The sequence below is a fragment of the Pseudomonas morbosilactucae genome, assembly GCF_023241665.1.
Classification (GTDB): domain Bacteria; phylum Pseudomonadota; class Gammaproteobacteria; order Pseudomonadales; family Pseudomonadaceae; genus Aquipseudomonas; species Aquipseudomonas morbosilactucae.
The window spans coordinates 419,183-445,006 of sequence record NZ_JALQCX010000011.1 but is presented as its reverse complement, the minus strand read 5'-3'; the positions used below and the strand labels follow the sequence as shown (position 1 = coordinate 445,006).

The window sequence follows — 25,824 nt, the reverse complement described above, 5'->3', positions numbered from 1 at the left end:
AACAGGGGCACAAAAAAACCGCATCGCTGCGGTTTTTTTGTGGCTGAAGGGTTATCAGCTTTTCTGCACCAGGCCATCGGCGCGGAACATGCCGCGAATACCGCGGACGGCCTGACGAATCCGGTCCTGGTTCTCGATCAGCGCAAAGCGCACATGATCGTCGCCGTACTCACCGAAACCCACCCCTGGCGAGACGCAGACCTTGGCTTCGGCCAGCAGCTTCTTGGCGAACTCCAGGGAGCCCAGGTGCGCGTAGGCCTCGGGAATCTTGGCCCAGACGTACATCGAGGCTTTCGGGTTCTCGACCATCCAGCCCAGCTCGTGCAAGCCCTTGACCAGCACATTGCGGCGCTGGCGGTATTGCTCGGCAATGTCCTTGACGCACTGTTGGTCGCCTTCAAGTGCGGCGATGGCGGCTACCTGCAGCGGGGTGAAGGTGCCGTAGTCGTGGTAGCTCTTGATCCGCGCCAGGGCGTTGACCAGCTCCGGGTTGCCGACCATGAAGCCGATGCGCCAGCCGGCCATGTTGTAGCTCTTGGACAGGGTGAAGAACTCCACCGCGATGTCCTTGGCCCCGGGCACCTGCATGATCGACGGGGCTTTCCAGCCGTCGTAGACGATGTCGGCGTAGGCCAGGTCGTGGACCACCAGCACGTCGTACTGCTTGGCCAGGGCAATCACCCGTTCGAAGAAGTCCAGCTCCACGCATTGGGCGGTGGGGTTGGACGGGAAGCCGAGGATCATCATCTTCGGCTTGGGGATCGAGCCGCGAATGGCCCGCTCCAGCTCGGCGAAGAAGTCCACACCGGGCACCAGTGGCACCGAGCGCACCTGGGCGCCGGCAATCACCGCACCGTAGATGTGAATCGGGTAGCTGGGGTTGGGCACCAGCACGGTATCGCCCTGGTCCAGGGTCGCCAGCATCAAATGCGCCAGGCCTTCCTTGGAGCCGATGGTGACGATGGCTTCGCTTTCCGGGTCGATGTCGACCTCGTAGCGGTCCTTGTACCAACGGGAAATAGCGCGGCGCAGACGCGGAATGCCTTTGGAGGTGGAGTAGCCGTGGGTGTCTTCACGCTGAGCGACGGTGACCATTTTCTCCACGATATGGGGAGGTGTGGCGCCGTCCGGGTTACCCATGCTCAAGTCGATGATGTCTTCGCCGCGCCGACGCGCAGCCATCTTCAGCTCGGCAGTGATATTGAACACGTAAGGGGGGAGTCGATCGATGCGCGCAAAGCGGCGCGGCGAACCTTGTTCGGCCATTGTTGCCTCGAGAGTACGTAAGCGCCCGGAACCGTCCGAGCGACGTTGGCCACTGCGGTGGCCTGCGGCGCTGAAGATAAGGGCGCTGGCCGGCGCTTGTCCAGAGGGCGAGAAAAAATAGTTCAGGGGCGGGCCGGGCGTTTTCCCGGGTATTTGCGAGTGCGCCGGTTTTGCCGCTATAACGTGCACGCTTCTTGCCTGACTCAGCAGCGCTCCATGACGGGGCACTCTCGAACAACCGCATCAAACAGGATCAATCATGGAGTTTACCAGCGGCTTTTTGCTGAGCCTTTCGTTGTGCCTGGACATCGGCGTGGCCAATATCGCGATGATCACCCTGGCCATGCAGCGTGGCTATTTCCAAGGCTTTTGCCTGGGCCTGGGCACCTGTGTCGGCGATCTGATCTACGCCGTGCTGGCCCTGGCCGGCATGACCGTGCTGCTGCAATACGAAAGCGTGCGCTGGGTGCTCTGGGTCGGCGGTTCGGCGTTGCTGGTGTACTTCGCGGCGAAGATGATCTACGCCGCCATCCATCACAGCTCGGTGCTGGCCGAGGCCGGTGAGGTGGACAACGGGTCGCCACGCAAAGAGTTTTTTCGCGGGATTTTCCTCGCCATGTCATCGCCTACCGCGATCCTCTGGTTCGCCGCCGTGGGCGGGACCTTGATTGCCCGATCCGGGGGCGGTGGGGTGGCCAGTTCCGGCTTGTTCCTGGCCGGGTTCTTCTGCGCCGGGCTGGTCTGGACCATGGGCTTGTGCCTGGCTGCGACCCAGGGCGGCAAGCTTCTGGGGGATAAATTGCTGCGCTACTCTTACCTGGCATCGGCGGCGATCTTCTGCTATTTCGCGGTCTACGTGATCCTTTCGGGTTACCAGGAATTTATCGTGGGGGCCGCCTCGGCCGAACTGCCAGGGCTTTGACGGGGGATTTCGGGTTTGCCTTCTATACTGGATGCCGAACCCGTTTTTCACTGCCAGGAGTGGTTTTCATGGATGACCTAAAACAGGGCGTCGCCCTGCAGCCGCGCTTCGAAAAGGAGCGTTTTTTATTGGTTGCCGGCTTTGGCCAGCGTTTTACCCAGGACACTTCCGGGGCGATTCCTGAGCTCTGGGAGCGCTTTGTGCCCCACATCGGCAAGGTCCCGAGCCAGGTGGGCGAGGTGACCTACGGCGTCTGCTGCAACACCGACCAGCAGGGCGGGTTCGACTACATCGCTGGGGTGGAAATCAGCAAGCTCGATGACCTGCCGGAGCGTTATCGCTGGGTCGAGGTACAACCGCAGCAGTACGCGGTGTTCGAGCACCAGGGACCACTCCACGGGTTGCCCCAGACCTTTCAATACATCTGGAACACTTGGCTGCCACAGTCAGGCCGCACGGCGGCGGATGCACCGGGATTCGAGCGCTACAGCGCCGATTTCAATCCGCGCACCGGGGCGGGCGTGCTGGAAATCTGGGTGCCCCTCAACGCTGCCTAATAGCCACCCTGGCGGGCGCCTGCGGGCGTCCGCCAGGGGCTGAGTGATCGATAAGGCGGGGCGATTGCTCTATGATTGCGGCCCTTTTTTCTACGCAGCCCCGTGTCCGCCATGACCTCATTCCCCGTTGTTATCCGTCAGGTCCAGCCCACTGACCTGGACCGTTGCTTTGCCATTGAAACCCAGGCCTATGAAGGCGACGAAGCGGCTACCCGGGAAAAGATCGCGATCCGTATCGCCACCTGGCCCCAGGGTTTTATCGTTGCAGAGGCATCGGGCGTAGTGGCCGGTTTTATCAACGCCGGCGCCGCATTCGAGGTGGCAATGGCCGACGAGGCCTTTAAGGAGCTGATCGGCCATGACCCGGCAGGGCCCAACGTAGTGATCATGTCCGTGGTGGTGCACCCGGACTTCCAGGGGCGCGGTGTGGCCAAGCAGTTGATGCAGGCGTTCATCCAACGCATGACCGAGATGGGCAAGTCGAGCATCCACCTGATGTGCAAGGAGCGCCACGTGCCGCTCTACCAAGGCTTCGGTTTTGTCTACATCAAGGCCTCGGATTCGGACCACGGCGGCATGGCCTGGCACGAGATGCTCCTGCAGTTGTAACGCCCGCTCCAGACGGGGCTTGGCCGTCGCGCGAGCCCGGCCCCGGTCGTTGATTCAGAACCTCAGCGCCATCCGCCGTTCGTAACCGATGCGGCCTCGGTAGGCTTCGCCGCTGTCGATCCAGCCTTGTTGCCGGTAGAGGTTGAGGGCGGCCTGATTATCGGCATCCACCGACAGCATCAGGCTGTTGATCTCTGGCCAGGTTTGGCGCGCGGCGGCGGGCAGGGCGTGCAGGAAGGCCTTGCCGTAACCCCGCCCCTGGAACCTGTGGTCCACCTGCAAGGCGTGCAGCGTGGCGCTGTCGGCGTCGGCCCAGGCTGGGAGGCAGGGCGGGCGCCTGAGCAGCAGGAAGGCCACGGGGTATTCCTCGGCCAGCAGGGCAAAGCCCTTGATCCCCGGCCCGCGTGCGTTCAGCAGGGTGTAGAGCGCGGAGTCGATGTCCCCGGAAAACGCCTTTTGCTGTGGCAGCACTTCCAGGGCCTGCAGTTGTTCGCGCTGCTGCTCGTTGAGCTGTTCATAGGCGACGAGTCGAGTGCTCACAAGGGGCTCCATGGCCGGGCAAAGTAGGCGGCGATTCTAGCGATTTGCCCGGCGCCTGAATTATTTTTCTGTGGCCTGTCGATTAGCCGGTTCGCCAGACGACTAAGGGTGTCTGGAGGTTTCTGGTGCTGTCCGAAAAGGCCGCGCCTGGAGCTTCTACCGTTCACTCAGTCGGGAGATTCGCCATGCACAGTCATGCCACAGACGCGCAGATCCGCACCTTGATCGACGCCTGGCAATACGCGGTGATTGCCAAGGATATCGAACAGATCGTCAGCTATTACGCCGATGACATCACCTCTTTCGACGCCGTCGGCGCCTTGCAATTCAAGGGCAAGGCGGCCTACCGGGCGCACTGGGAAGAATGCATGAAGGTCTGCCCCGGCCCGGGCATCTTCGAGTTCCATGAGTTGCATGTGGTGTCCGCCGAGGACAGCGCCTTTGCCCATTGGCTGGCCCGCTGCGGCGGCACTGACGAACAGGGTGAAACCAAGGCCTGCTGGATGCGCGTGACCGCCGGTTACCAGCGCCTGCAAGGCGAGTGGAAAGTGGTGCATGAACACTGGTCGGCGCCCTTCGATATGCAGAGCGGCACGGTGCTGTTCGACCTCGAACCCTGATCGTCGGGTGGTTCGCCAAAGTCCGAAACAGCAGCCATAGTGGATCAGCCTTTGCCGGGAGAACCTCATGAAATATCTCTGCCTTGTGTACAGCGACGAGCAGTTGCTGCACAGCTTGCCCGAGAGTCCCAAGGATGACGAATGCCTGGCCTACGCCGAGGCGGTGCAAGGCAGCGGCCGCATGCTTGCGGCCCAGGCCCTGGAGTCGGTGCAGACCGCCACCACGGTGCGTATGCGCGGCGGCAAGCTGTCGATCACCGACGGTCCGTTCGCCGAAACCAAGGAGCAATTGGCCGGCTTCTACCTGATTGAAGCCCGTGACCTGAACGCTGCCATCCAGGTGGCCGGGAACATTCCGGCGGCCCGGGTCGGCAGCGTCGAGGTCCGCCCCGTTCGTGAATTGAATCCCTGATAACACCCCTAAAAGAACAGGAGTTTCGCGATGAGCCACGACCTGTCGGGCCGCTCGCCCGCCCCCTTTGAACTGTCCATCAGCCGCCTGATCGATGCACCGCGTAATCGCGTATTTCGCGCCTGGACCGAGCCGCACCTGCTGGCCCAATGGTGGGGGCCCCACGGCATGACCACCCCGGAATGCGAAATGGACCTCTGGGTCGGCGGCCAGTTTCGCACCCTGATGCGCGCGCCCGATGGCAGCGAGTACCCGACCATGGGCGTGTTTCTGGAGATCGTCGCGCCGTCGCGGCTGGTCTTCACCGATGCCTACCTGCCGGGATGGATCCCGTCCGCCAAGCCGTTCATGACCGCGCAAGTGACCTTTGAGGAACAGGACGGCCAGACCCTGTACACCGCCCGGGCCATGCACTGGTCCGCGGAGGACCGCCAGGCCCACGAAGCCATGGGTTTTCATGAGGGCTGGGGGCAGAGCCTGGAGCGCCTGGTGGCCCTGGTCACCCAAGGGATGAAGGACTGATGCCGACGCCGCCGGGCGCAACCGTCCCAACCCGGGTGGAGACGGTTTACCGCACGGAGTCGCGGCGGGTTCTGGCGACCCTGATTCGCCTGCTGGGGGATTTCGACTTGGCGGAAGAGGCCTTGCACGAGGCCTTTTTTGTCGCCGTGGAACGTTGGCAACGCGATGGCGTACCGGACAACCCGCGAGCCTGGCTGGTGTCCACCGGGCGTTTCAAGGCCATCGACGGCCTGCGCCGCCGCGCCCGTTTTGCCGCGTCCCAGGCCTTGCTGGCCAGCCAGTTGGAAGAACTGGAACAGGCGGACTGGAGTGGCGAAGAGGTGGAAGACGATCGCTTGCGCTTGATTTTTACCTGTTGCCACCCGGCGCTGGCGGCGGACGCCCAGGTGCCGCTAACCCTGCGGGAAATCTGTGACCTGACCACCGAGGAAATCGCCCGTGCTTTTCTGGTGAGCCCGGCCACCATCGCCCAGCGCATCGTGCGCGCCAAGGCCAAGATTCGCGATGCCGGTATTCCCTATCAGGTGCCGTCCATGGCCGAGCTGCCCGAGCGCCTGGAGAGTGTGCTACGGGTGATTTACCTGGTGTTCAACGAGGGTTACTCGGCGTCCATGGGCAGTGAGCTGACCCGCGATGAACTGACCCGCGAGGCCATTCGCCTGGGGCGCTTGCTGATGGAGTTGCTGCCGGAGCCCGAAGTCATGGGGCTGCTGGCCCTGATGCTGCTGCATGAGTCACGACGCCAGGCGCGGGTCTCGGTCAGCGGTGAGCTGATCCTGCTGGATGAGCAGGACCGTTCGCTGTGGAATGCCGAGGCGATGGCCGAGGGGTGTGCGCTGGTCGAACGGGCCTTGAGCTATCGACGTAGCGGGCCCTATTGCCTGCAGGCGGCGATTGCCGCGGTACACGCCGAGGCGAGCAGTGCGCAGGCCACCGACTGGGAGCAGATTGTCGGCCTGTATGACGTGCTGTTGCGGCGGGTGCCCTCGCCGGTGATTGAACTCAACCGGGCCGCGGCCATTGCCCAGCGCGACGGGCCTTTGGCGGGGCTGGAGCGGGTGGAGGCGATTTTGCAGCGCGGGGATCTGCAGGATTACCACCTGGCCCACTCGGCCCGTGCCGAGTTTTGCCGGCAGCTAGGCCAGGTGGAGCAGGCACGGGCGTCGTATGAGCGCGCGCTGGCCTTGACCCAGCAACTGCCCGAACGGCGCTTTATCGAGCGCCGCCTCCAGCAGCTTTAAGTGCTGGCAGTCGGGTGCTGGCGACCGTTGGAGCGCGCCCGGGAATGAGCGTCAGGCCTGCTGGCGGGTGGCAGCCAGGACGATTTCGCGGATGCACACGTGGGGCGGCTGTTCGTAGGCAAACTGGATCGCCCCGGCCACGTCCTCGGCGCTGAGCACGGTGCCGCCCATGTCCTGCTTCCAGGCCTGGTAGCCGCTCTTGATGCCTTCGTCGGTGGTGTGGCTCAGCAGTTCGGTCTCCACCGCGCCTGGAGCAATGGTGATGACCCGCACATTGTGTGGCGCCAGCTCTTCGCGCAGGTTTTCCGACAGGCCATGGACCGCGAACTTGGTGCCCACGTAGGCCACGTGATTGGGGAAGGTCTTGCGCCCGGCCACCGAGCTGACGTTGATCAGGGTGCCGGCCTTGCGCTCGATCATCCCGGCAACCACGGCATGCACACCGTTGAGCAGGCCTTTGACGTTGACGTCGAGCATGCGGTCCCACTGTTCGGGGTCCTGCTTGCTCATTTCCCCCAGGAGCATCACCCCGGCGTTGTTGATCAAGGCGTCTGCCGGGCCGAACCGGGCTTCGGCGTCCTGGACCGCCGCCAGCAGCGCGGCACGATCGGTGATGTCGACGCCGCGGCTCAGGGTATTGGGCAGGCCCAGAGCCTCCAGGCGTTCGATGCGTCGGGCCAGCAGCAACAGCGGATGGCCGGCCGCCGACAGTGCCCGGGCAACGGCTTCACCGATACCGGAACTGGCGCCAGTGATGATGACCAGTGGCTTGCTCATGGGATGACTCCTGAAATAAGAAAAACAAATGACGAGTGCTGGCCGGCAGTGTATTTACTGTGTGCATAACTGAAAAATGCCTTATTCCTCTCTCTGGTATCGGAATTTCCTATGGATATTCGCCATCTCAAAGCCTTTCTCGCGGTGTTCGAGGAACGCAACATCACTGTCGCCGCCCAGCGCTTGTTTATCAGCCAACCCACCTTGTCGGTGACCATCAAGCAACTGGAAGAGGAACTGGGAACCACGCTGTTTGTGCGTCAACCCCGTGGTGTGGAGGTCAGTGAGCAGGCCCGGGTTTTGTATCCCCAGGCTCGGCGCATGGTGGCTGAAGCCGAGGCCCTGAGCCGACTGTTTCGCGGCCAGGAAGACCGCTCGCCACTGACGTTGGGGGTGGAGGGGGACGTTGCCGACAGTCAGGTGGGCGCCTTTGTGCGTATGGCTCACCAGGCGTTGCCCGGGCTGTTGCTGACCCTGCAAGAGGGCTGTGTGGGCGATGCCCGGCTGGCGGTGGAGGAGATGTGCTGCGAGGACGAATTGTTTCTGCCGCTGTGGGAAGAGTCCTATGTATTGGCGTTGCCCGCAGCCCATCCCATGGCCCAGTCGCCGGCCGGGCAAGCCTGGGTGCCGATCGATGACTGGATCACCTGCCCGCAGCACCCTTCTCACCAACGCTTGATGGCACTGTATGGCCGTTCGCCGCAGACCCTGGCCGGGCATGCCGGATCGCTGAAACAGGCCCTGCACCTGGTGGCCGCAGGCGTGGGCGTGGCGATGCTGCCCCAGTCCCTGCTGCTGGGGCGGGAAGGGGTGGTAACCCGCGCTCTGCACTTGCCGGCACCGAGCCGGCGGGTGGGGCTGTGCTACGCCGCCCAGGCCCTGGAATCAGGCACCTTGCGCACCTTGCTGGAGTACTTCCAGAACCACCCACCAGCGCGCACAGTTGCCGCCTGACGGCGGGTTATTCGAGCATTTTCGCCAACAGCCAACTGCCCGCCGGGCCCGGTGGATGCAGGCGTGACCACAGTGCGTCCACCGCCACCGGGCGGGGCCAGCCACGGGCGTTCAGTTCTTGCAGCGTGCCGGCGCCAAAACGCTCCACCAACCAGCGGGGCAATGCGGCCCAACCGAAGCCGCCTTGGGCCATTTCCAGCAGCATCAGGTAGCTGGCCGCCGACCAGACCCGGCCCCGCGCGCGGCTTTCATAGGGGTTGATGATTGTTGCCAGGCGCAGTTCGCGGTGCTGTTCCAGGTTCTCTGGGTCGAGCTGTTTGAGTTGCGCCAGGGGGTGATCACGGGCAACGAACAGGGCGATTTCGGTGCGCTCTTCCACGGTGGCGTGTTCCAGGTCCGCCGGGTAGCTGGGCTGCATCTCGGCAAAGGCGATTTGCGCCCGGCCGCTTTGCACCAGGGCCACCAGGTCTTCGCATTCGGCAATCAGGCATTCCAGTTCCAGGTCCGGGTAGCGCGCTTCGAACGCTTGCAGCGACGCTTCGAAACGGTCCGACTGATAGGTGTCGGACAGGGCCACCGTGAGTTTGGCTTCCACGCCCTGGGACAACTGGCTGGCGGCCATTTCCAAGCGGCTGGTGGCGGCCAGGATCTCTTCCGCACGCTGCAATAACACGTAGCCGGCTGGGGTCAGGCCGGGCTTGCGGCTGCTGCGGTCGAAGAGTTGCACATTGAGGTCGATTTCCAGGCTGGCCACGGCGGCGCTGATGGTCGACTGGCTCTTGCCCAATTGGCGTGCCGCTGCGGAAAACGAGCCCTGGGTGGCCGCCTGGACAAAGGCCAGCAGCACTTCATGTGAGGCCATGAACTATCGCCTTGATCGATGGTTATTGGTTATGAAGTATCGGGCCGATCCTGGATGATCGCAACCTCATTCACTCACGGAGCAGGGCCATGAACACCTCTAAATCGTTGACCGAACGGGTTTGTCAGGCGGTGGGTTTCGAGTTGCTGGCGGTATTGATCTGCACCCCGTTGCTGGCGTGGGTGATGGACAAACCCATGGTCGACATGGGCGCGGTTACCATTGGCATCGGCCTGCTCGCCCTGGCCTGGAACGTGGTTTTCAACGCCCTGTTCGACCGTGGGCTCAAGCGCTTCGGGCTTGCCCACAATGGCTGGACCCGGCTCGTGCATGCCGTGCTGTTCGAGGGCGGGCTGGTGGCGGTGGGGGTACCGCTGATTGCCTGGTGGCTGAACGTCAGCCTGTTGCAGGCGTTTCTCCTGGACATCGGCGTGCTGCTGTTTTTCCTGCCCTACACCTATCTCTACCACTGGGCCTACGACGTGCTGCGGGCCAAGTGGCTGCAACAGCACCTGGCGCACTAGGCGCCGATCGCTTCAGGCGTTGCGGTGCTGGCGTTCAATGGCTTCGAGGTACGCCTCCATGGCCCGCGGCGCTTCTTGCAGCAGGAGCACATGCTTGAGTTGGCTGTGCTCCTGGGCCAACTGGAACAGGCCCATGGGCAGGCCAAACATGGCCAGTACATAGGTGGCCCGTTGCTCGGCGCTGGCCTGGGGCAGGCGCAGGCTGAAAATCTGCTCATAGACGCTTTTCACCCGGGCATGCAGCTCGGGCGCCTGGAGCTGGCCGGTGGCGAAGCCCGGGTTGATCATCTGCAACAGGTCGGGGTGTTGTTCGAGGTAATGCAGGATCGGCAGGATCATGCGCTCGATCACCCCCCGGCAACTCATCTCCCGCCACTGCTGTGCATCCACCGCCAGCAACGGCTCGGTGATGTGGCTCACGGCGACGATATGGCGTTGCCCCAGCGCATCGAGTACCTGTTGTTTATCAGCGAAGAAATGGTACAGCGAGCCGATGGAGGTGCCGGCTTCCCGGGCGATGCCGTGCATGGTCAGGTTGGCCACGCCGTGGCTGAGCAGCAGCCGTGCGCAGGCATCGAGAATCGCCATGACGCGTTCATGCCCGCGAGTCTGCTTGGGCGCACGCTGAGGTTTGACGGGGAGGGGCGTGGAGTCGGTCATGGTCTGCGAAAATTCCCGGGGCGCCTATTATGGCGTAGATGCTGGCGCACAGTCCGTAAACAAGAAGAGTCCTCAAACAAAACTAGACACTGTCCTCTACTTTTGTCGAAAATACGCGCCGGCCGGTTCCTGCCCTGAACCTGCCGCCCACCCGGCCCTCTGAAGACCATGACTATTTCTCGTCCCTGGATCATTTGCGAACACTGCGATTCGGTATTCGAACCGGTGCCGCTCGCCAAAGGCCAGACCGCCCAGTGTTCACGCTGTGGCGCGGTCCTGGTGCGCGCGCGGCATTTGAATGTGCAGCAGTTGTTTGCCCTGTCGATCACCGCAGCGTTGTTGTTCGTGTTCGCCAACCTGTTCCCAGTGATCCAGATCAGCCTGGAGGGCCTGAGTAACGAAGCCACCCTCTGGCAATCGGTGGAGGCCCTGGCCCAGGGCCGTATCAGCCTGATTGCCGCCGTTGCCGGGTTGACCATCATTCTTGCGCCTTGCCTGCAGATCATCCTGCTGTGCTGGGTGCTGGGCCATGCCAACGTCGGCCGCGCGGCGCCGGGCTTCAAGGCTTGCATGCGCGCCCTGGAACACCTGCGGCCCTGGAGCATGCTGGAGGTGTGCCTGCTGGGGATCCTGGTGGCCATCGTCAAGCTGGCGGGCATGCTCGATGTGCATCCGGGGCTCGGCTTGTGGGCCTTGTCGATGCTGACGGTGCTGATCATCCTGATTTCCGGCAAGGGCATCCGCAGCCTTTGGGACGACCTCGAGGGCCGCTATTGATGAGTGCACCGCCCTATGCCCGTGACTTGGGCCTGATGCTCTGCCACACCTGCGGCCAGGCGTGTGAGCAGCATCAGCACCACTGCCCGCGCTGTGAATCGCCTGTGCACGCGCGCAAGCCCAACAGCCTGAGCCGCACCTGGGCCTTCCTTGTGGCCAGCGTGATCTTTTACATCCCGGCTAACCTGTTGCCGGTGATGCACACCAGCATGTTTGGCAGTGGCAGTGAAAACACCATCATGAGCGGGGTGGTGGAGTTCTGGAAACACGGCTCCTGGGACATTGCCCTGTTGATTTTCATCGCCAGCGTGGTGGTGCCCTGCATCAAGTTTTTTGTCCTCGGCACCTTGCTGGTCACATGCCAGCGCCGCAGCCGCTGGGCCCAGCGTGAACGTGCCCGGCTCTATCGGTTTATCGAGTTGATCGGCTACTGGTCCATGCTCGATGTGCTGGTGGTGGCCCTGGTGGCGGCCCTGGTGCAGTTTCGGGCCCTGAGCTCCATCGATCCGCGGATGGGCATTCTGTTTTTTGGTTTGGTGGTGGTGCTGACGATGTTGGCGGCCATGAGTTTCGATCCCCGGCTTATCTGGGATGTAGAGGTTGAAGATGTCTGATCATCCAGGTTCCAACGCTTCAAAGCCCCAGGCCGCCCCGGGTACGCCAGCGGTCAGGACGCGCCGTTTCAATGTCTCGCTGGTGTGGCTGGTGCCCATCGTCGCGGCCTTGGTAGGGCTGTCCATGGTGGTCAACAAGTCGCTCTCGGCCGGGCCGGAAATCACCATCAGCTTCCAGACGGCCGAGGGCCTGGAGGCCAACAAGACCCAGGTCAAGTACAAGAACGTGGTGATCGGCAAGGTGACTTCCATCGCCTTGAGCGACGATCGCCGCAAGGTGCTGGCCAAGGTCGAACTGGACCAGTCCGCCGAACCCTTCACCGCTGACGACTCGATGTTCTGGGTGGTGCGCCCGCGCATCGGCGCCAACGGCGTGTCCGGGGTCGACACCTTGCTGTCCGGGGCCTTTATCGGCGCCGATGCCGGCAAATCGGAGAAACGCAAAAACAGCTTCAAGGGCCTGGAAACCCCACCGCCGATCACCTACGGGCAGAAAGGCAAGCGCTTCACTCTGCACACGGACGACCTGGGCTCCCTGGACATCGGCTCGCCGGTCTACTACCGGCGCATCGAAGTCGGGCAGGTGGTGTCCTATCAGTTGGCCAATAGTGGCAAGGGCGTGGACGTGAAGATCTTCGTCAACTCGCCCAACGATAAGTACGTCACCACCGACAGCCGTTTCTGGAACGCCAGCGGCGTGGATGTGACCCTCGGTGCCAACGGCCTGAAGGTCAACACCGAGTCGGTGTCCTCGATCCTCGCCGGCGGCATTGCCTTCGTCGAACCCAAGTACAGCCCCGATGCCAAGCCGGCCCCGGAACACGCCGAATACACCCTGTTCGGCGATCAGGAAACGGCCCTGGCACCGCCTGATGGCCAGCCGCGCTACATCCGCATGCGTTTCGACCAGCCCCTGCGTGGACTGGCGGTCAATGCACCGGTGGAGTTCCTTGGGGTCAACGTCGGCAAGGTGGTGTCCATGGACCTGGACTACGACGAGCAACGTCAGTATTTCCCGACCCTGGTGGGGGCCGTGATCTACCCGGATCGCCTGGGCAAGGCCCACGAAAAACTGCTCAAGGAGTTCGGCGGCGAAGACGATGCCCGCTCCGCCCAATTGATCGCTGCGTTCGTCAAGCAGGGCCTGCGGGCCCAGGCGCGCAGCGGTAACCTGCTGACCGGCCAGCTCTACATTTCCCTGGATTTCGTTTCCAAGGCCAAGCCGGTGGCATTCGATGCCAGCGCACGGCCTCTGGAAATCCCGACGGTGCCGGGCAGCCTGGACAAGCTGCAGGAGCAGTTGCAGGCCGTGGTGGAGAAGATCAGCAAATTGCCGATCGACGCCATCGCCAACAACCTCAACGCCAGCCTGGGGGAAATGCAGAAGACCCTGAAACAGGTCAACGGCGACGTCTTGCCGCAAATGCGTGACACCCTGGAACAGACGAAAAAGACCCTGGCCAGTGCCAACGACAGCTTCTCTGAAGACTCGCCGCAACGCCTGCAATTGGGCCAGGCCATGGAAGAGGTGCAGCGCACCGCCCGCTCGGTGCGGGTACTCACCGACTTCCTGGGCCGTCATCCCGAGGCGCTGATTCGCGGTCGCCTGAAAGACAATCAACCGGATGCCTACCAGTCTCCGTCCACCTCGGTTCGTGAATCCGCGTCGGAAGCCCAGCCATGAAAAAACCAGCCCTGTTGTTGTGCCTGAGCCTGGGACTTGCCGCTTGCAGCTCCGCGCCGACCCATTACTACACCCTGATGCCGCCGGTGGCCGAAGGCAGCGCTGTGGCCCGGACCGGGAGCCTGCAGTTCGAAATGTCCACGGTGCGTATCCCGGTCCAGGTGGACCAGCCGCAGTTGGTAGTGCGTCAGGACAGCGGCACCCTGGCGATCCTCGAAACCCAGCGCTGGAGCGCGCCCCTGGTGGACGAGTTCCACGACGCCCTGGCCAGCCAGATGGAGCAGAAGCTCGGCACGCGTAACCTCGAAGGCTTGCCCAAGCAGCCCGGGCGCCCGGTGCTGTCGTTGCAGACCGATGTGCGGCGCTTCGAATCCCTGCCCGGGCGTTACGCGCTGATCGATGTGGTCTGGAGCCTGCGCCTTCGGGGCGAGGGTGGTCCGGCCCGCAGCCTCACCTGTAGCAGCCAGATCCGCCAGCCAGCAGGTGTTGAACTGAATAGCCTGGTGCAGGCCCACCAACAGGCCATTGCCCAGTTGGCCGGGCAGATCGCCGCCACTGCACAGCGCTGGACCTGTCCCTGAAGGCAGGCATCGTTAGCGGCGGGCGGAGAGTTGCTGGGGCGCCAGGAACGCATCGTGGAAGTAATCGCGCAGCGCCTGCATGGCCGGGGTGAAGGCCCGTTCCCGGTGCCAGGCCAGGCCCACGCTCATGGGGGTGACGGCATCGCTGAGGGTCAGGGTTTCGATGCGCTTGCCCTCCAGCGACCAGGGCCGATGCACCAGGTCTGAGAGGATCGCTACGCCGCTGCCGTTGGCCACCATGCTGCGCACTGCCTCCACCGAGCTGGTGCGCACCCGCACCTGAGGCTGTTGATGGGCCTGTTCCCAATAGCGCATGGCGCTCTGCTCGGCCTCGTCGACGGTCAGCAGGATGAAGGGTTCTTTAGCCACGTCCGCCAGGCTGATGCTGGCCCGTTCGCAGAGCGGGTGGTGCGCCGGCAGCCACAGCCGGCGTTCGGAGTTGAACAGGGTTTCCGAGACGATGTCCGGGTGAGTCAGGTTGGCGGTGAGCACCACCGCCATGTCGAAACGCCCCTCCAGTAACCCTTGCTCGATGGCCCGGCGTTCCTGTTCATGCAGCTCGATGGTGACGTCCGGGTGCCAGTGCTCCAGGCGTTGCAGGTGGTGTGGCAGGAAGTAGCCGATCACCGTGTAGCTGGCCGCCAGGTGCAGCACACCGCTGGCTCGGTAGTCCGGCAGCGGGCTGTTCAGTGCATCGTCGACACTGCGCAAAATCACATAGGCACGGTTGAGAAAATGCCGCCCGGCGTCGGTCAGGTTCATGCCCTGGGCTGAGCGCACGAATAACTGCACGGCGAGCATCGCCTCCAGCTCCTTGATCGCCGTGGTCACTGCCGACTGCGAGATATTCAAGTGGATCGCCGCCTGGGAGATCTGCCCGATTTCCGCAGTGGCCACGAAGTAGCGCACCTGGCGCAAGGTCAACGACATGTTCCATTCCCCATCACTCTGTAGGAGCCGGCTTGCCGGCGAAAGCGACCCAGCAGACGCCGTTGCCGTAAAAGGCAACGCTGCCTGGTAGCTTTATCTGTTTTTCAGAAGATGCTCTATCTGATAATAGATCTTCCCAAGGGGTCAAGGCCGCTCTAATTTTCACTGCACGAAGTCACGAGAGTTGGAGCAACAGTGATGCAGGCAGTGGATTTCAATTCGGACATGGGCGAAAGCTTCGGTCCCTGGACCATCGGCGATGGCGTTGATACCGAGCTGATGGGCTTTATCAGCTCGGCCAATATCGCCACCGGCTTTCACGCTGGCGACCCTGGCACCATGCGCCGCACCATCGAACAGGCCAAGCGTTTGGGTGTCGCCATTGGTGCTCATCCGGGGTTCCGTGACCTGGTGGGTTTCGGCCGCCGACACATCAATGCACCGGCCCAGGAATTGGTCGACGACATGCTCTATCAGCTCGGTGCCCTGCGTGAGCTGGCCCGGGTCCAGGGCCTCAAGTTGCAGCACATCAAACCCCACGGCGCGCTCTACATGCACCTGGCCCGGGACGAGGAAGCCGCGCGGCTGTTGGTGCAGAACCTGCGCAAGCTGGAGCCTGAGCTGCTGCTGTATTGCATGCCCAATTCGGTGATCTGGCACATCGCCCAGGAGCTGGGCCAGCCGGTGATCCGCGAGTTCTACGCCGACCGCGATTACGACCTCAGCGGTTCCATCGTCTTCACCCGCCAAGTGCGCGCCCTGGACCCGGCGGCCGTGGCGGCCAAGGTGCTGCGCGCCTGCCAAAGCGGCCTGGTGCGTACCGTTGAAGGCGAGGACCTGGCCATCGAGTTCGACTCCATCTGCCTGCACAGCGACACCCCGGGCGCTCTGGATCTGGTGGAAGCCACCCGCACGGCGCTGGATCAGGCCGGCATCGAGGTGCGTGCACCGCGCTGAGGCGCATCCACACGAAGCACCGCGCGCAGACGCGGGTTTCACCTGGTTTTGATTTTTTGCCTGCCTTTCTACAACTATTCCAAAAGGAACAGACATGGCCGAATACAGTGTTATCACCCCCTTGCCGGGCACCTTTTATCGCAAGGCCACTCCGGAATCGGCACCTTTCGTCGAGGTCGGCGACTCCGTCAGCGCCGATACCGTGATCGGCCTGATTGAAGTCATGAAGCAGTTCTCCGAACTGACCGCCGGGAGCGCGGGTCAAGTCAGTGCCTTTTTGGTGGAAGACGGTGATCCGGTGGAACCGGGTCAGGTCGTCGCGACGCTCGAACAGTGAGGGCCGGGGCATGACTGGATCAATTAACAAATTACTGGTGGCCAACCGTGGCGAGATTGCCGTGCGCATCATTCGCGCGGCCAAGGCCCTGGGGATTCCTACCGTTGCCGCTTGCAGCGAGGCGGATGCCGATTCCATGGCCGCACGCATGGCCGATGACGTGCAGATCATTGGCCCGGCGCGGGCCGACAAGAGCTACCTGAATGTCCAGGCCCTGCTCGGTGCCTTGCAGGCCAGCGGTGCCAATGCGGTGCATCCGGGCTATGGCTTTCTTTCCGAGAACGCCGACTTCGCCGAGGCGGTGGTCAAGGCCGGAGCAATCTTCGTCGGGCCCAGTGCCGAGACCATCCGCCGCATGGGCGACAAGGCTGAAGCCCGGCGCACCGCGCAGGCGGCGGGAGTGCCGGTGGTACCGGGCTCCCCGGGTGAACTCTTCGACCTGGACGCCGCGCTCAAGGCCGCTGAAAACGTGGGCTTTCCGCTGTTGATCAAGGCCAGTGCCGGCGGTGGCGGGCGGGGGATTCGCCTGGCTCAGGATGCGGCGCAATTGGTCGAGGAATTCCCTCGAGCGCAACGGGAAGCCCAGACGGCTTTCGGCAATGGCGCGGTGTACCTGGAACGTTTCATTGGCCGTGCGCGGCACATCGAAGTCCAGGTGTTGGGCGATGGTAAACACGCAGTGCACCTGTTCGAGCGCGAGTGCTCGCTGCAACGGCGGCGGCAGAAAATCTTCGAGGAAGCACCGTCGCCGGTGCTCAGCGCCGAGCAGCGTGAGCAATTGTGCAGCAGCGCCGTGCGCCTCACCGAAGCCTTGGGCTACCAGGGCGCCGGCACCCTGGAATACCTCTACGACGACAGCACCGGCGAGTTCTTCTTTATCGAGATGAACACGCGGATTCAGGTGGAACACCCCATCAGCGAACTGATCACCGGTATCGATCTGGTCCAGGCCATGTTGCGCATTGCTGGGGGCGAGCCCCTGGGTTTTCGCCAGAGCGATATCCAACTCAATGGCGCGGCCTTGCAGATGCGCTTGAACGCCGAAGACCCGGCACGGGATTTCTTCCCCAGCCCGGGCAAGGTCGAGCAGTTGATCTGGCCGGAAGGGGCGGGAGTGCGGGTCGATAGTCACTTGTACCCGGGCTATGTGGTGCCGCCTTATTACGATTCGCTGTTGGCCAAGCTGATCGTCCACGGGCGTGACCGTGGCGAGGCCCTGGCCCGGGCGCGGCTGGCCGTAGAACACACCACCTTGACCGGCATGGCCAGTACCTTGTCGCTGCACCGTGAACTGCTGGCCGAACCCTGGCTGCAGCAGGCCGATTTTCACACGGGAACCCTGGAAACCTGGCTGGCCGAGCGCCGCGCCGGAGGTGTCGCATGAGCCAGCCGATCCGCTACAGCTTTGGTGCCGATGAGCACCTATTCGCCGAAGTCAGCGACAGCATGTCCCTGGAAGCCTTCTTCAAGGGCATGGCGGTAACCCGCGCCGTGGAGCGCCTGGAGTTGGATGGGGTGCTGGATGTGTGCCTGGCCAATGCCTCGTTCCAGATCCGCTTCGACCCGGACCGCATCGCCCCGCACACCCTGCTGGAGGCGGTGCAGCAGGCCGAGGCCGGGGCGGTGGCCGAGCGCAGCCTGCACACCCGGATCATCGAGATCCCGGTGCTCTACAACGACCCCTGGACCCATGAAACCCTGATGCGCTTTCGTGACCGGCACCAGGACCCCAGCGCCACGGACCTGGAGTACGCAGCGCGGATCAACGGTCTGGCGGACGTCGATGCTTTTATCGCCGCCCACAGCGGTGCGCCCTGGTTCGTCTCCATGGTGGGGTTTGTTGCCGGGCTGCCGTTCATGTTCCAGATGGTTGAGCGTGAGCGGCAGTTGCAGGTGCCCAAGTACCTGCGGCCGCGCACCGATACGCCAAAACTGACCCTGGGTCATGGCGGCTGTTTCGGCTGCATCTACTCGGTGCGCGGTGCCGGCGGTTACCAGATGTTCGGCGTCACCCCGGCCCCCATCTACGACCCGCAGCAGCAACTGGCTTACCTCAAGGCGCACATGGTGTTCTTCCGCCCGGGGGACATCGTGCAGTTCAAGCCCATCGACCGCGAGGCTTACGACCAGGCGGTGGCCGAAGTCGAGGCCGGGCGCTTTGACTTGCGTATTCGCGAGGTGGAGTTTTCCCTGGATGCGTTCATTGCCGACCCGGTCGGCTATCCCAAGTCGCTGCAGGAGGTGCTGGCATGATCAAGGTCATCAAACCGGGCCTCGCCACATCGGTGCAGGACCTGGGGCGCGAAGGTTTCTATCACCTGGGGATTCCGCCGTCTGGCGCCTTGGACCAGTACGCTCTGAGCGCGGCCAACCAGTTGGTGGGCAACCCGGCAGGAGCGGCCGGGCTGGAGTGCACGCTGCTCGGGCCGGAGCTTGCGTTCAGCGCCGATGCCCTGGTGGCGGTTTGCGGCGCCCATATGACGCCCAAACTCGATGGTGTGGACATGCACCTGGACACCGCCTTTGCGGTCAAGGCCGGGCAAGTGCTGCGCTTCGACTTTCCCAAGGCTGGGGCCCGAGCGTACCTGGCGGTGGCCGGTGGCATCGATGTGCCGCTGGTGTTGGGCAGTCGCTCGACCTATGCCTTGGGCGCCCTGGGCGGTTTTCAGGGGCGGCGTTTGGCGGCTGGGGATGAGCTGCCGGTGGGTGTCGCCAGCGGCAAAAGCCGTCCCGGTGCCAGTTTGCCCATGGCGCTGCGCCAATCCCTTGGGGGCGAAATCACCCTGCGGGTAGTGCCGGGCCTGTACTACGAACGCTTGAGCGACGCGGCCAAGGTCAGCTTCTTCGCCGAACCCTGGACCGTGGGTTCGGAAGCCGACCGCATCGGCTATCGCTTCAAGGGCGGCAGCGCCTTGAGCTTCCAGCCCCGGGAGCAGCCGTTCGGCGCGGGTTCCGATCCGTCGAACATCGTCGACAGTTGCTACCCCATCGGTTCGATCCAGGTGCCGGCAGGGCTTGAACCCATTGTCCTGCACCGGGATGCGGTGTCCGGTGGCGGCTACGCCATGATCGGCACGGTGATCAGTGCCGACCTCGACCTGATCGGCCAGATGCAGCCCAACCAGAAGGCCCGCTTTGTGGCGGTGACCCTCGAAGAAGCGCTGGAAGCCCGGCGCTCCTATAAGAAAAAGCTCAGCTGTCTGAACAAGCTCTTCCCTTCCTGACTCTGCCCGCCGCATCGCGCGGGCCATGCCAAAAGGTACGCCAACGCCGCACTTCGGTGCGGTGACGGCTGCCCGCGCTTCAACCCTTGATTGGTTCTGGAGTTCACGCCAATGGCAGCTTTATCGCAATCGAATCAAACCGGGCAGGACCCGACCAGCGTTGCCGTGCCCAGTGAGGCGCGCATGGGGCGACTGTCCCTGACCATGGCCTGGTGGGCGGTGTGCAGCGCGATGTTCTACATCGTCGTCGGCGCTTCCCTGGCCCTGTCTTACGGCACCCGCAATGCACTGATCGGCATGCTCCTGTCGGTGCTCAGTTATGGCCTGGTGAACACTGTGCTCAGCCGCTTCGCCATGCGCAGCGGGCTCTCGGTGGCGCTGTTTTCACGGTTGTTGTTTGGCAGCACCGGGGCCTGCCTGGCGACCTTGATTTTCTTCTCCACGGCGATCTATTACGCGGTGTTCGAAGGTTCGGTGATCGCCGTGGCCCTCAACCACCTATACCCGCAACTGCAGTATCCGCTGGCGGCGCTGGTGGTGGTGCTGTACAGCGTGCCGCTGATCCTGGGCAGCGTGCAGCACTGGCTGGACAAGCTCAACGGTGTGCTGTTGCCGGTGTATCTGGGTGGCTTGCTGTTCGCCGTGGGCCTGTCCATCAGCCGTTATGGCTACCAGCCGCAATGGCTGGATTTCGGCCCGGCCAATCCCAGTAGCACGGGCTGGTGGGATTGCTTCGTAGCCTACATGGGGGTGTGGATCCTGATGCTGTTCACCTTCGACTACGCACGTTTCGGCAAGCCGGCAGACGCCGCTTATCACGGTCGCTGGAACTTCGGCATGCCGTTCTACGCGGTGACCTTTTTGCTCAACGGCGCCGCGGGGATCTACCTGGTGAGCAGCATTCCCCATGAAGGCGCGCTCAATGAAGTCTCGGTGGTGATGGCGATCTTGCAGTTGATGGGGCTCTGGGGGCTGTTGTTCGTCTGGGCCACGCAAACCCGGATCAACACCGCCAACTACTACCTGGCGACCTTGAACATGCAGGCGTTCTTCGGTCGTTTCGGTCTGCGCGGCTCCTACCTGATGTGGGCGGTGGCGGTGGGGATCATTGTCTACGGCCTGATGCTGGCGGATGTGTTCGCCTACCTGCTCAAGGCCCTGGCCTATCAGGGGATCTTTGTCGTGGCCTGGGTCGGCGTGGCCTTGGCGCAGATTCTGTTGGGGCGTACCGACGTGGCGGCGATTGATCGCGTGGCGGCCTTCAACCCGGTGGGGCTGACAGCCTGGTTCGGCGGCACGGCCCTGGGGCTGATGCTGATGTGGGCGGGGGGCGGCCTGGCCAGTTTCTCGGCGCCGCTGACCGGGGTCCTGGCGTTTGCCTTGCAGGCCGGGCTGGCCAGTCGCTTGCGGGGCCGCTTGCCCGCCGTCGGCTGACAGGGCGGCGGGCAAGCGGGCGCTGATCAGAACAGTTGGGTGAACAGCCAGTACAGGCTGCCCGACAGCAGGATCGCCGCCGGCAAGGTCAGGACCCAGGCCATGGCCAGGTTGCGGATGGTGCGCATCTGCAACCCGCCGCCATTGGCCACCATGGTTCCGGCCACCCCCGAGGACAAGACGTGGGTGGTCGATACCGGCAGGCCGAACATGTCCGCCGCGCCGATGGTCAGCATGGCCACGGTTTCTGCCGAGGCACCCTGGGCGTAGGTCAGGTGGGTCTTGCCGATCTTCTCGCCGACGGTCACCACGATGCGTTTCCAGCCGACCATGGTGCCCAGGCCCAGGGCGATGGCCACGGCGATCTTCACCCACAGCGGAATAAAGCGCGTGGCGTTGTCGATCTGCTGCTTGAACAGTTGCAGCTTGCCCTGGGTGTCGGCGTCGAAATTGCCCACCGCGTTTTTGTCCATCAGGCGAATGGTTTCGCTGGTCAGGTACATGTCGTTGCGCACGTTGCCCATGGCTTCGGCGGGCACCTTGGACAGCGAGCCGTAACCCTTGACCTCACTGCCGATGGAGCCGGCCAGGGCGGCCAGGGCCGGGATCAGTTCGGGGCTGGCCTGTTTGCTGCGCACGTATTCGGAGAGCACGGGACGCGGGTCGGCCGGTGCCGGTTGCGGTGCGCTTTTCACCAGGGCTTGTTGGGTGACTTCGGCCACAGCGGCGAACTGCAGGGCCTGGTCTGCCGGCATGGTGCGGTTCAGCGCATAGGCCATCGGCAGGGTGCCCACCAGGATCAGCATGATCAGGCCCATGCCTTTTTGCCCATCGTTGGAACCGTGGGCGAACGACACCCCGGTGCAGGTCAGGATCAACATGCCGCGAATCCACCACGGCGGCGGGGTATTGCCTTTGGGGGCCTTGTACAACGCACGGTTCTTCACGAACAGGCGCAGGGCCAACAGCAGCAGGGCGGCGAAGACGAAGCCGATCAAGGGCGAGAACAGCAGGGCGTAGCCGACCTTGGTGGCCTGGCCCCAGTCCACGCCGCTGGTGCCGTCACGGCCGTGCATCAGGGCATTGGCCACGCCGACGCCGATGATCGAGCCGATCAGGGTGTGGGACGACGAGGCCGGCAGCCCCAGCCACCAGGTGCCGAGGTTCCACAAGATGGCGGCGATCAGCAGGGCGAAGATCATGGCGAAACCGGCCGATGAGCCCACCTGCAAAATCAGCTCCACGGGCAACAGGGCGATGATGCCGAAGGCCACCGCGCCGCTGGACAGCAAGACCCCGAGGAAATTGAAGAAACCCGACCAGACCACCGCGAAGTGCGGCGGCAGCGAATGGGTGTAGATCACCGTGGCCACGGCATTGGCGGTGTCGTGGAAGCCGTTGACGAACTCAAAGCCCAGGGCGATCAGCAGCGCCACGCCCAGCAACAGAAAGGGCGTCCAAGTGGTGACCGTGGTGCCCAGTTCGTGCATGTCGTGCACCAGGCTGTAGGCGGTGAACAACAACCCCATGGCCAGCACGGCAAAGAACACCACAAGGGTGAAGGGGCCAGGTTTTTTATCCAGTGAGGGGCGTGTCTCGGGGCGGGAGGTGGCGGCAGTCAGGGATGGGGTGGCCATGGCCGGACAATCCTGTGGGTGGGAGGAATGTCGCCCATGATCGTTGCCAAATGTTACAGAGAGGCTGCCTCAGATCATGGTTTACGCGATTGAGCCGTTCCGTTGATCAGGTCGATCCCGCGCGGCCATCGTGCTCATCCCGCCATCCCGCTCATCCCGTAGGAGCCGGCTTGCCGGCGAAGAGGCCCTCAAGCCTGGCACCTACCTTGGGGGCGCCTTCGCCGGCAAGGTGGGGTCAGTAGTCCTGGCGCTTGCGGAAGGCCCAGCGCCCGGCGATCACGGTGAAGGTGGCCACCAGCGCCACCAGGATCCAGAAGCCCTCCGGGTCTCCGGAAAACGGAATGCCACCCACGTTCATGCCAAAGAAGCCGGCGATGATGTTGATCGGCAGCGCCAGCACCGTGACCACGGTCAGGGTGAACAGGGTGCGGTTGCTCTGCTCGTTGAGGTTGGCGGCGATCTCTTCCTGCAGCAGTTTGATGCGCTCGCCCAAGGCGGTGAGGTCGTTGATGATCAGGGCGAACTCTTCGGTGGATTTGCGCAGCTCCTTGACGTCTTCCTTCTGCAGCCATTGCGGTGGCCGGTTGAGCAGCCGCAGCAGGGAGCCGGGCTCCAGGGCCAGCAGCCGTTGCAGGCGCACCAGCACCCGACGCATGGCCCCCAGTTCGGCGCGGTTGCTGGCGACCCGGGCCGCCAGCAACTGGTCTTCGATCTGATCGACGCTGAGGCTGGTCTTGCGCACGATCTGGGTCAGCACTTCGCCCTGGTCCCGCAGCAGGTGCACCAGCAGTTCCAGGGGGGAGCGAAAGCATTCGCCGGCCTTGACCGATGAGCGCAGCTTGTCCACCGAGTGCAGGGGCTGCAGGCGGGCGCTGATGATCAGGCGGCTGCGGGCACAGACCCAGAGCGTGGAAATGTCCGAAGACACCATGTTGCTGAGGTTGAACACCACGTCGTTGACCACCGCCAGCAGGGCCGAGTCCACGTGTTCGATGCGTGTGGAGCGCGACCCCTCGTGCAGGGCCTCGAAGAACTCCTCGGGCAATTGCAGGTGCGCCTTCATCCAGCGCTCGCACGCCGCGTGGGCCAGGTTCAGGTGCAACCAGAGGAATTCGTCGCCGTCGTCAGGGTGTTGCAGGGCCTGTAGGGCCTTGGCCGAGTCCAGCTCGCGACCGCGTTCGCCAGGGCGAAAACTGAAGCCGTACAGCAGGCCGAACAGGTCGGAATCACGGTGGCTTTGGTCGATGCTGTGGTTCATGGCGTCTCGCAGGAGAGAGGGCGCCTGTGGCTGGGTTTCACAGGTTCACTTGAGCCCTATCATCCCAAGGTTTTTTGACGTTTTTGTGACAGTTCGGCGAGCAATATAAGGGGGTCATAACCGGCAGTCGGCGTGGCTCAAGAAAGTCTTCGACGCGCCGATCACGCTGACAACACAAGGCACCTTTAGGTGTGCCCGACAGGGATGTCACGACGTTACGCAGGTGTTTTGGGCCTGCTTTATCCCCGCCATGAGATCCCCACGATGTCTTTGCAAAAATCCCTGAGAGCGCAAGTGCTCACCCTGTTGAGCGGCAGCCTGCTGGCGATGCTGTTGATCGCCTTGGCGTGTTTTCATTTTCTGTCCAGTGGCGTGCAAAGCTATCGCGCCCTGATCGACGGACCTTTGCACACCTCCCAGTTGATCGATGAAGCCAACCTGCAATTCAAGGTGCAGGTGCAGGAATGGAAAAACGTTTTGTTGCGCGGCAAGGAGCCTCAGGAACTGAACAAGTACTGGACCCAGTTCGAGGCGCGGCAGCGCGAGGTGCAGGACATTCTCGGGCAATTGGCGGCAACGCCTGGGGTCGACAGTGCGCTCAAGACCCGCATCGAGCGCCTGCGTGAAGAGCATCGCTTGTTGGGCAGTGCCTACCAGAAAGGGCGTGACGCCTACGTGGCGGCCGGGGCTGATGCGGCGGCCGGCGATGTAGCCGTCAAGGGCGTGGACCGCGCCACCAGCGAGCAGATGAGCAGCCTGGTCAGCGAGTTGCGCCAGCAGGGCGGCGCGCAGTCCTTGCTGATCAGTGCCGACGCCGAGCGCACGGTATGGATCGGGATTCTGGTGATGCTGGTCTCGGGGGCGTTGATTGGTTTGTTCAGCCTGTGGCTGGTCAACCGCAGCCTGGTGCAGCCGATCCGTGAGTTGATCGAGTACGTGGCCCAACTGAGCCGTGGCCGTCTGTCCGAGCGCGTGGCCAGTACCCGCCAGGATGAGCTGGGCAAGCTGGCCGTGGCGGCCAACACCTTGCGCGATTTCCTTGCGGAAACCTTTAACCGTCTGCAGCGCAGTGCCTCGGACCTGGACAGCGCCAGCGGCGAACTGAATGCGATTGCCGGGCTGATGTCCCAAGGCACTAATGAGCAATTCAACCGCACCGATCAGGTAGCCACGGCGATGAACGAAATGTCTGCGACGGCCCAGGAAGTGGCGCGCCACGCCGCCGATGCGGCGCGGGCCGCCGATGATGCCGATCACTCGGCGCAGCAGGGCGAGCAGGTGATGCAGGGCACCATTCACACCATCACCCAGATGCGTGGCGAGATTGCCAACACCGCCACAGTGATTCGTCGCCTGGAAAGCGACAGCGGACGGATCGGCAAGGTCCTGGAAGTGATTCGCGGGATCGCCGAGCAAACCAACCTGCTGGCCCTCAATGCGGCCATCGAGGCGGCCCGGGCCGGTGAGGCCGGGCGCGGGTTTGCCGTGGTCGCCGACGAAGTCCGTAGCCTGGCCCAGCGCACGGCGGCGTCCATCAGCGAGATCAATCAGATCATCCACACGGTGCAGACCGGTGCGGTGGATGCGGCCCAGGCCATCGAAAGCGGCCAGTCGCGCAGTGAGGAAAGTGTCGAGCAAGTGACCCAGGCCGGGGCGATGCTCGAACGCATTACGGCAGCGGTGGAGGCGATCCGTGACATGAACCGGCAGATCGCCACGGCGGCGGAAGAGCAGACATCGGTGGCCGAGGACATTTCTCGCAACCTCACCGAGATCACCGCCATCGCCAGTACCAATCTCGACAACGTGCAGCGCACCGAGGCGGCAAGCCGCAACTTGCACGGCTTGTCTGGTCAGTTGAATGAAGTGACGGCGCGCTTGAGCGCCTGATGGGCCGGGTCTGTATCGACATGCTTACTGTGTCG

General features: G+C 63.4%; 28 protein-coding genes and 1 pseudogene. 21 read left to right on the top strand and 8 right to left on the bottom strand.

The genetic code is table 11. From position 1 onward, the window contains the following. Window positions 1-54 precede the first annotated feature (54 nt). Complete coding sequence (alaC, locus tag M1B35_RS08680; RefSeq protein ID WP_123328518.1) at window positions 55-1,266, bottom strand: alanine transaminase; 1,212 nt, start codon at window positions 1,264-1,266, stop codon at window positions 55-57. A gap of 259 nt (window positions 1,267-1,525) precedes the next feature. Between alaC and M1B35_RS08675 the strand changes: the two genes are divergently transcribed. From M1B35_RS08675 to M1B35_RS08665, 3 genes are all read left to right on the top strand, one after another. Beyond that, window positions 1,526-2,188 (top strand): LysE family translocator, encoded by a 663-nt coding sequence (locus M1B35_RS08675; protein ID WP_123328517.1) that lies wholly within the window; start codon window positions 1,526-1,528, stop codon window positions 2,186-2,188. 68 nt (window positions 2,189-2,256) lie between these two features. Beyond that, window positions 2,257-2,745 carry a GyrI-like domain-containing protein gene (locus tag M1B35_RS08670; protein ID WP_268261705.1) on the top strand — a complete coding sequence of 163 codons (489 nt, stop codon included), beginning with the start codon at window positions 2,257-2,259 and terminating at the stop codon, window positions 2,743-2,745. Between the two features lie 111 nt (window positions 2,746-2,856). After that, window positions 2,857-3,354, top strand: coding sequence for a GNAT family N-acetyltransferase (locus M1B35_RS08665; RefSeq protein ID WP_123328515.1), 498 nt, complete (start codon window positions 2,857-2,859; stop codon window positions 3,352-3,354). Window positions 3,355-3,408: 54 nt separating this feature from the next. On the opposite strand, the gene M1B35_RS08660 is transcribed toward M1B35_RS08665, so the two are convergent. Continuing rightward, complete coding sequence (locus M1B35_RS08660) at window positions 3,409-3,894, bottom strand: GNAT family N-acetyltransferase (RefSeq protein ID WP_268261704.1); 486 nt, start codon at window positions 3,892-3,894, stop codon at window positions 3,409-3,411. 185 nt (window positions 3,895-4,079) lie between these two features. Here M1B35_RS08660 and M1B35_RS08655 point away from each other — a divergent pair, with 185 nt between their 5' ends. The 4 genes from M1B35_RS08655 to M1B35_RS08640 all read left to right on the top strand — a co-directional run bounded on the left by M1B35_RS08655 (window position 4,080) and on the right by M1B35_RS08640 (window position 6,689). Next, complete coding sequence (locus M1B35_RS08655) at window positions 4,080-4,514, top strand: YybH family protein (protein ID WP_123328513.1); 435 nt, start codon at window positions 4,080-4,082, stop codon at window positions 4,512-4,514. Window positions 4,515-4,581: 67 nt separating this feature from the next. Continuing rightward, window positions 4,582-4,926, top strand: a complete 345-nt coding sequence (locus M1B35_RS08650) for a YciI family protein (protein ID WP_268261703.1) — start codon at window positions 4,582-4,584, stop codon at window positions 4,924-4,926. A 30-nt stretch (window positions 4,927-4,956) separates the two neighbouring features. After that, the gene (locus tag M1B35_RS08645) at window positions 4,957-5,448 is read left to right on the top strand and encodes an SRPBCC family protein (protein WP_123328511.1); all 492 of its coding nucleotides are present in this window, start codon (window positions 4,957-4,959) and stop codon (window positions 5,446-5,448) included. Further along, window positions 5,448-6,689, top strand: coding sequence for an RNA polymerase sigma factor (locus M1B35_RS08640; protein ID WP_268261702.1), 1,242 nt, complete (start codon window positions 5,448-5,450; stop codon window positions 6,687-6,689). Before M1B35_RS08645 ends, M1B35_RS08640 begins: the two co-directional genes overlap by 1 nt. Window positions 6,690-6,740: 51 nt before the next feature. On the opposite strand, the gene M1B35_RS08635 is transcribed toward M1B35_RS08640, so the two are convergent. Further along, complete coding sequence (locus tag M1B35_RS08635) at window positions 6,741-7,466, bottom strand: SDR family oxidoreductase (RefSeq protein WP_268261701.1); 726 nt, start codon at window positions 7,464-7,466, stop codon at window positions 6,741-6,743. Window positions 7,467-7,577: 111 nt separating this feature from the next. Here M1B35_RS08635 and M1B35_RS08630 point away from each other — a divergent pair, with 111 nt between their 5' ends. Continuing rightward, window positions 7,578-8,420, top strand: a complete 843-nt coding sequence (locus M1B35_RS08630) for a LysR family transcriptional regulator (RefSeq protein ID WP_268261700.1) — start codon at window positions 7,578-7,580, stop codon at window positions 8,418-8,420. 7 nt (window positions 8,421-8,427) lie between these two features. On the opposite strand, the gene M1B35_RS08625 is transcribed toward M1B35_RS08630, so the two are convergent. After that, on the bottom strand, window positions 8,428-9,282 hold the full coding sequence (locus tag M1B35_RS08625; protein ID WP_123328507.1) for a LysR family transcriptional regulator: 855 nt from the start codon (window positions 9,280-9,282) through the stop codon (window positions 8,428-8,430). Between the two features lie 89 nt (window positions 9,283-9,371). On the opposite strand from M1B35_RS08625, the gene M1B35_RS08620 reads away from it, so the two are divergent. Then, a complete protein-coding gene (locus tag M1B35_RS08620) occupies window positions 9,372-9,806 on the top strand; it encodes a multidrug/biocide efflux PACE transporter (protein ID WP_123328506.1) in 435 nt (144 codons plus the stop codon). A 12-nt stretch (window positions 9,807-9,818) separates the two neighbouring features. On the opposite strand, the gene M1B35_RS08615 is transcribed toward M1B35_RS08620, so the two are convergent. Further along, window positions 9,819-10,466 (bottom strand): TetR/AcrR family transcriptional regulator, encoded by a 648-nt coding sequence (locus M1B35_RS08615; RefSeq protein ID WP_268261699.1) that lies wholly within the window; start codon window positions 10,464-10,466, stop codon window positions 9,819-9,821. Between the two features lie 168 nt (window positions 10,467-10,634). Between M1B35_RS08615 and M1B35_RS08610 the strand changes: the two genes are divergently transcribed. The 4 genes from M1B35_RS08610 to M1B35_RS08595 are packed head-to-tail and all read left to right on the top strand — an operon-like array spanning window position 10,635 to window position 14,122. Continuing rightward, the gene (locus M1B35_RS08610; protein WP_268261698.1) at window positions 10,635-11,243 is read left to right on the top strand and encodes a paraquat-inducible protein A; all 609 of its coding nucleotides are present in this window, start codon (window positions 10,635-10,637) and stop codon (window positions 11,241-11,243) included. Then, window positions 11,243-11,857 (top strand): paraquat-inducible protein A, encoded by a 615-nt coding sequence (locus M1B35_RS08605; protein ID WP_123328503.1) that lies wholly within the window; start codon window positions 11,243-11,245, stop codon window positions 11,855-11,857. The genes M1B35_RS08610 and M1B35_RS08605 overlap by 1 nt, the downstream gene beginning before the upstream one ends. After that, window positions 11,850-13,541, top strand: coding sequence for a PqiB family protein (locus tag M1B35_RS08600; RefSeq protein WP_268261697.1), 1,692 nt, complete (start codon window positions 11,850-11,852; stop codon window positions 13,539-13,541). The genes M1B35_RS08605 and M1B35_RS08600 overlap by 8 nt, the downstream gene beginning before the upstream one ends. Next, on the top strand, window positions 13,538-14,122 hold the full coding sequence (locus M1B35_RS08595; RefSeq protein WP_268261696.1) for a PqiC family protein: 585 nt from the start codon (window positions 13,538-13,540) through the stop codon (window positions 14,120-14,122). The genes M1B35_RS08600 and M1B35_RS08595 overlap by 4 nt, the downstream gene beginning before the upstream one ends. A 12-nt stretch (window positions 14,123-14,134) precedes the next feature. Here M1B35_RS08595 and M1B35_RS08590 read toward each other — a convergent pair whose 3' ends face one another. After that, window positions 14,135-15,052 (bottom strand): LysR family transcriptional regulator, encoded by a 918-nt coding sequence (locus tag M1B35_RS08590; RefSeq protein WP_268261695.1) that lies wholly within the window; start codon window positions 15,050-15,052, stop codon window positions 14,135-14,137. A 198-nt stretch (window positions 15,053-15,250) separates the two neighbouring features. Between M1B35_RS08590 and M1B35_RS08585 the strand changes: the two genes are divergently transcribed. The 6 genes from M1B35_RS08585 (at window position 15,251) to M1B35_RS08560 (ending at window position 21,004) form a co-directional block, all read left to right on the top strand. Beyond that, entirely contained in the window at window positions 15,251-16,009 is a 759-nt protein-coding gene (locus tag M1B35_RS08585; RefSeq protein WP_268261694.1) for a 5-oxoprolinase subunit PxpA, read from the top strand. 94 nt (window positions 16,010-16,103) lie between these two features. Further along, window positions 16,104-16,346 carry an acetyl-CoA carboxylase gene (locus M1B35_RS08580; RefSeq protein ID WP_011062806.1) on the top strand — a complete coding sequence of 81 codons (243 nt, stop codon included), beginning with the start codon at window positions 16,104-16,106 and terminating at the stop codon, window positions 16,344-16,346. Between the two features lie 10 nt (window positions 16,347-16,356). Then, entirely contained in the window at window positions 16,357-17,730 is a 1,374-nt protein-coding gene (locus M1B35_RS08575) for an acetyl-CoA carboxylase biotin carboxylase subunit (protein WP_268261693.1), read from the top strand. Then, a complete protein-coding gene (locus M1B35_RS08570; RefSeq protein WP_123328497.1) occupies window positions 17,727-18,599 on the top strand; it encodes a 5-oxoprolinase subunit B family protein in 873 nt (290 codons plus the stop codon). Before M1B35_RS08575 ends, M1B35_RS08570 begins: the two co-directional genes overlap by 4 nt. Continuing rightward, the gene (locus tag M1B35_RS08565) at window positions 18,596-19,570 is read left to right on the top strand and encodes a 5-oxoprolinase subunit C family protein (RefSeq protein ID WP_123328496.1); all 975 of its coding nucleotides are present in this window, start codon (window positions 18,596-18,598) and stop codon (window positions 19,568-19,570) included. The genes M1B35_RS08570 and M1B35_RS08565 overlap by 4 nt, the downstream gene beginning before the upstream one ends. A 111-nt stretch (window positions 19,571-19,681) precedes the next feature. Beyond that, window positions 19,682-21,004: a purine-cytosine permease family protein gene (locus M1B35_RS08560; RefSeq protein WP_268261692.1), complete on the top strand. Its 1,323-nt coding sequence runs from the start codon at window positions 19,682-19,684 to the stop codon at window positions 21,002-21,004. Window positions 21,005-21,030: 26 nt separating this feature from the next. Here the strand turns inward: M1B35_RS08560 and M1B35_RS08555 are convergent, their stop codons facing one another. Together M1B35_RS08555 and M1B35_RS08550 are read right to left on the bottom strand one after the other, a co-directional pair. Continuing rightward, window positions 21,031-22,641, bottom strand: coding sequence for an inorganic phosphate transporter (locus tag M1B35_RS08555; RefSeq protein ID WP_268261691.1), 1,611 nt, complete (start codon window positions 22,639-22,641; stop codon window positions 21,031-21,033). A gap of 235 nt (window positions 22,642-22,876) precedes the next feature. Beyond that, entirely contained in the window at window positions 22,877-23,899 is a 1,023-nt protein-coding gene (locus M1B35_RS08550) for a transporter (RefSeq protein ID WP_123328493.1), read from the bottom strand. 204 nt (window positions 23,900-24,103) lie between these two features. Here M1B35_RS08550 and M1B35_RS32170 point away from each other — a divergent pair. Together M1B35_RS32170 and M1B35_RS32165 are read left to right on the top strand one after the other, a co-directional pair. Beyond that, window positions 24,104-24,856 (top strand): annotated as a pseudogene (locus M1B35_RS32170) (methyl-accepting chemotaxis protein); the annotation flags it as partial. 165 nt (window positions 24,857-25,021) lie between these two features. Continuing rightward, window positions 25,022-25,789, top strand: coding sequence for a methyl-accepting chemotaxis protein (locus M1B35_RS32165; protein ID WP_425273399.1), 768 nt, complete (start codon window positions 25,022-25,024; stop codon window positions 25,787-25,789). The last annotated feature ends 35 nt before the right edge of the window (window positions 25,790-25,824 follow it).

Excerpts from the sequence above, each read along its gene's own strand:
- alaC (WP_123328518.1), bottom strand. The coding sequence starts at position 1,266 with ATGGCCGAACAAGGTTCGCCGCGCCGCTTTGCGCGCATCGATCGACTC.
- M1B35_RS08675 (WP_123328517.1), top strand. The coding sequence starts at position 1,526 with ATGGAGTTTACCAGCGGCTTTTTGCTGAGCCTTTCGTTGTGCCTGGAC.
- M1B35_RS08670 (WP_268261705.1), top strand. The coding sequence starts at position 2,257 with ATGGATGACCTAAAACAGGGCGTCGCCCTGCAGCCGCGCTTCGAAAAG.
- M1B35_RS08665 (WP_123328515.1), top strand. The coding sequence starts at position 2,857 with ATGACCTCATTCCCCGTTGTTATCCGTCAGGTCCAGCCCACTGACCTG.
- M1B35_RS08655 (WP_123328513.1), top strand. The coding sequence starts at position 4,080 with ATGCACAGTCATGCCACAGACGCGCAGATCCGCACCTTGATCGACGCC.
- M1B35_RS08650 (WP_268261703.1), top strand. The coding sequence starts at position 4,582 with ATGAAATATCTCTGCCTTGTGTACAGCGACGAGCAGTTGCTGCACAGC.
- M1B35_RS08645 (WP_123328511.1), top strand. The coding sequence starts at position 4,957 with ATGAGCCACGACCTGTCGGGCCGCTCGCCCGCCCCCTTTGAACTGTCC.
- M1B35_RS08640 (WP_268261702.1), top strand. The coding sequence starts at position 5,448 with ATGCCGACGCCGCCGGGCGCAACCGTCCCAACCCGGGTGGAGACGGTT.
- M1B35_RS08635 (WP_268261701.1), bottom strand. The coding sequence starts at position 7,466 with ATGAGCAAGCCACTGGTCATCATCACTGGCGCCAGTTCCGGTATCGGT.
- M1B35_RS08630 (WP_268261700.1), top strand. The coding sequence starts at position 7,578 with ATGGATATTCGCCATCTCAAAGCCTTTCTCGCGGTGTTCGAGGAACGC.
- M1B35_RS08625 (WP_123328507.1), bottom strand. The coding sequence starts at position 9,282 with ATGGCCTCACATGAAGTGCTGCTGGCCTTTGTCCAGGCGGCCACCCAG.
- M1B35_RS08620 (WP_123328506.1), top strand. The coding sequence starts at position 9,372 with ATGAACACCTCTAAATCGTTGACCGAACGGGTTTGTCAGGCGGTGGGT.
- M1B35_RS08615 (WP_268261699.1), bottom strand. The coding sequence starts at position 10,466 with ATGACCGACTCCACGCCCCTCCCCGTCAAACCTCAGCGTGCGCCCAAG.
- M1B35_RS08610 (WP_268261698.1), top strand. The coding sequence starts at position 10,635 with ATGACTATTTCTCGTCCCTGGATCATTTGCGAACACTGCGATTCGGTA.
- M1B35_RS08605 (WP_123328503.1), top strand. The coding sequence starts at position 11,243 with ATGAGTGCACCGCCCTATGCCCGTGACTTGGGCCTGATGCTCTGCCAC.
- M1B35_RS08600 (WP_268261697.1), top strand. The coding sequence starts at position 11,850 with ATGTCTGATCATCCAGGTTCCAACGCTTCAAAGCCCCAGGCCGCCCCG.
- M1B35_RS08595 (WP_268261696.1), top strand. The coding sequence starts at position 13,538 with ATGAAAAAACCAGCCCTGTTGTTGTGCCTGAGCCTGGGACTTGCCGCT.
- M1B35_RS08590 (WP_268261695.1), bottom strand. The coding sequence starts at position 15,052 with ATGTCGTTGACCTTGCGCCAGGTGCGCTACTTCGTGGCCACTGCGGAA.
- M1B35_RS08585 (WP_268261694.1), top strand. The coding sequence starts at position 15,251 with ATGCAGGCAGTGGATTTCAATTCGGACATGGGCGAAAGCTTCGGTCCC.
- M1B35_RS08580 (WP_011062806.1), top strand. The coding sequence starts at position 16,104 with ATGGCCGAATACAGTGTTATCACCCCCTTGCCGGGCACCTTTTATCGC.
- M1B35_RS08575 (WP_268261693.1), top strand. The coding sequence starts at position 16,357 with ATGACTGGATCAATTAACAAATTACTGGTGGCCAACCGTGGCGAGATT.
- M1B35_RS08570 (WP_123328497.1), top strand. The coding sequence starts at position 17,727 with ATGAGCCAGCCGATCCGCTACAGCTTTGGTGCCGATGAGCACCTATTC.
- M1B35_RS08565 (WP_123328496.1), top strand. The coding sequence starts at position 18,596 with ATGATCAAGGTCATCAAACCGGGCCTCGCCACATCGGTGCAGGACCTG.
- M1B35_RS08560 (WP_268261692.1), top strand. The coding sequence starts at position 19,682 with ATGGCAGCTTTATCGCAATCGAATCAAACCGGGCAGGACCCGACCAGC.
- M1B35_RS08555 (WP_268261691.1), bottom strand. The coding sequence starts at position 22,641 with ATGGCCACCCCATCCCTGACTGCCGCCACCTCCCGCCCCGAGACACGC.
- M1B35_RS08550 (WP_123328493.1), bottom strand. The coding sequence starts at position 23,899 with ATGAACCACAGCATCGACCAAAGCCACCGTGATTCCGACCTGTTCGGC.
- M1B35_RS32165 (WP_425273399.1), top strand. The coding sequence starts at position 25,022 with ATGTCCCAAGGCACTAATGAGCAATTCAACCGCACCGATCAGGTAGCC.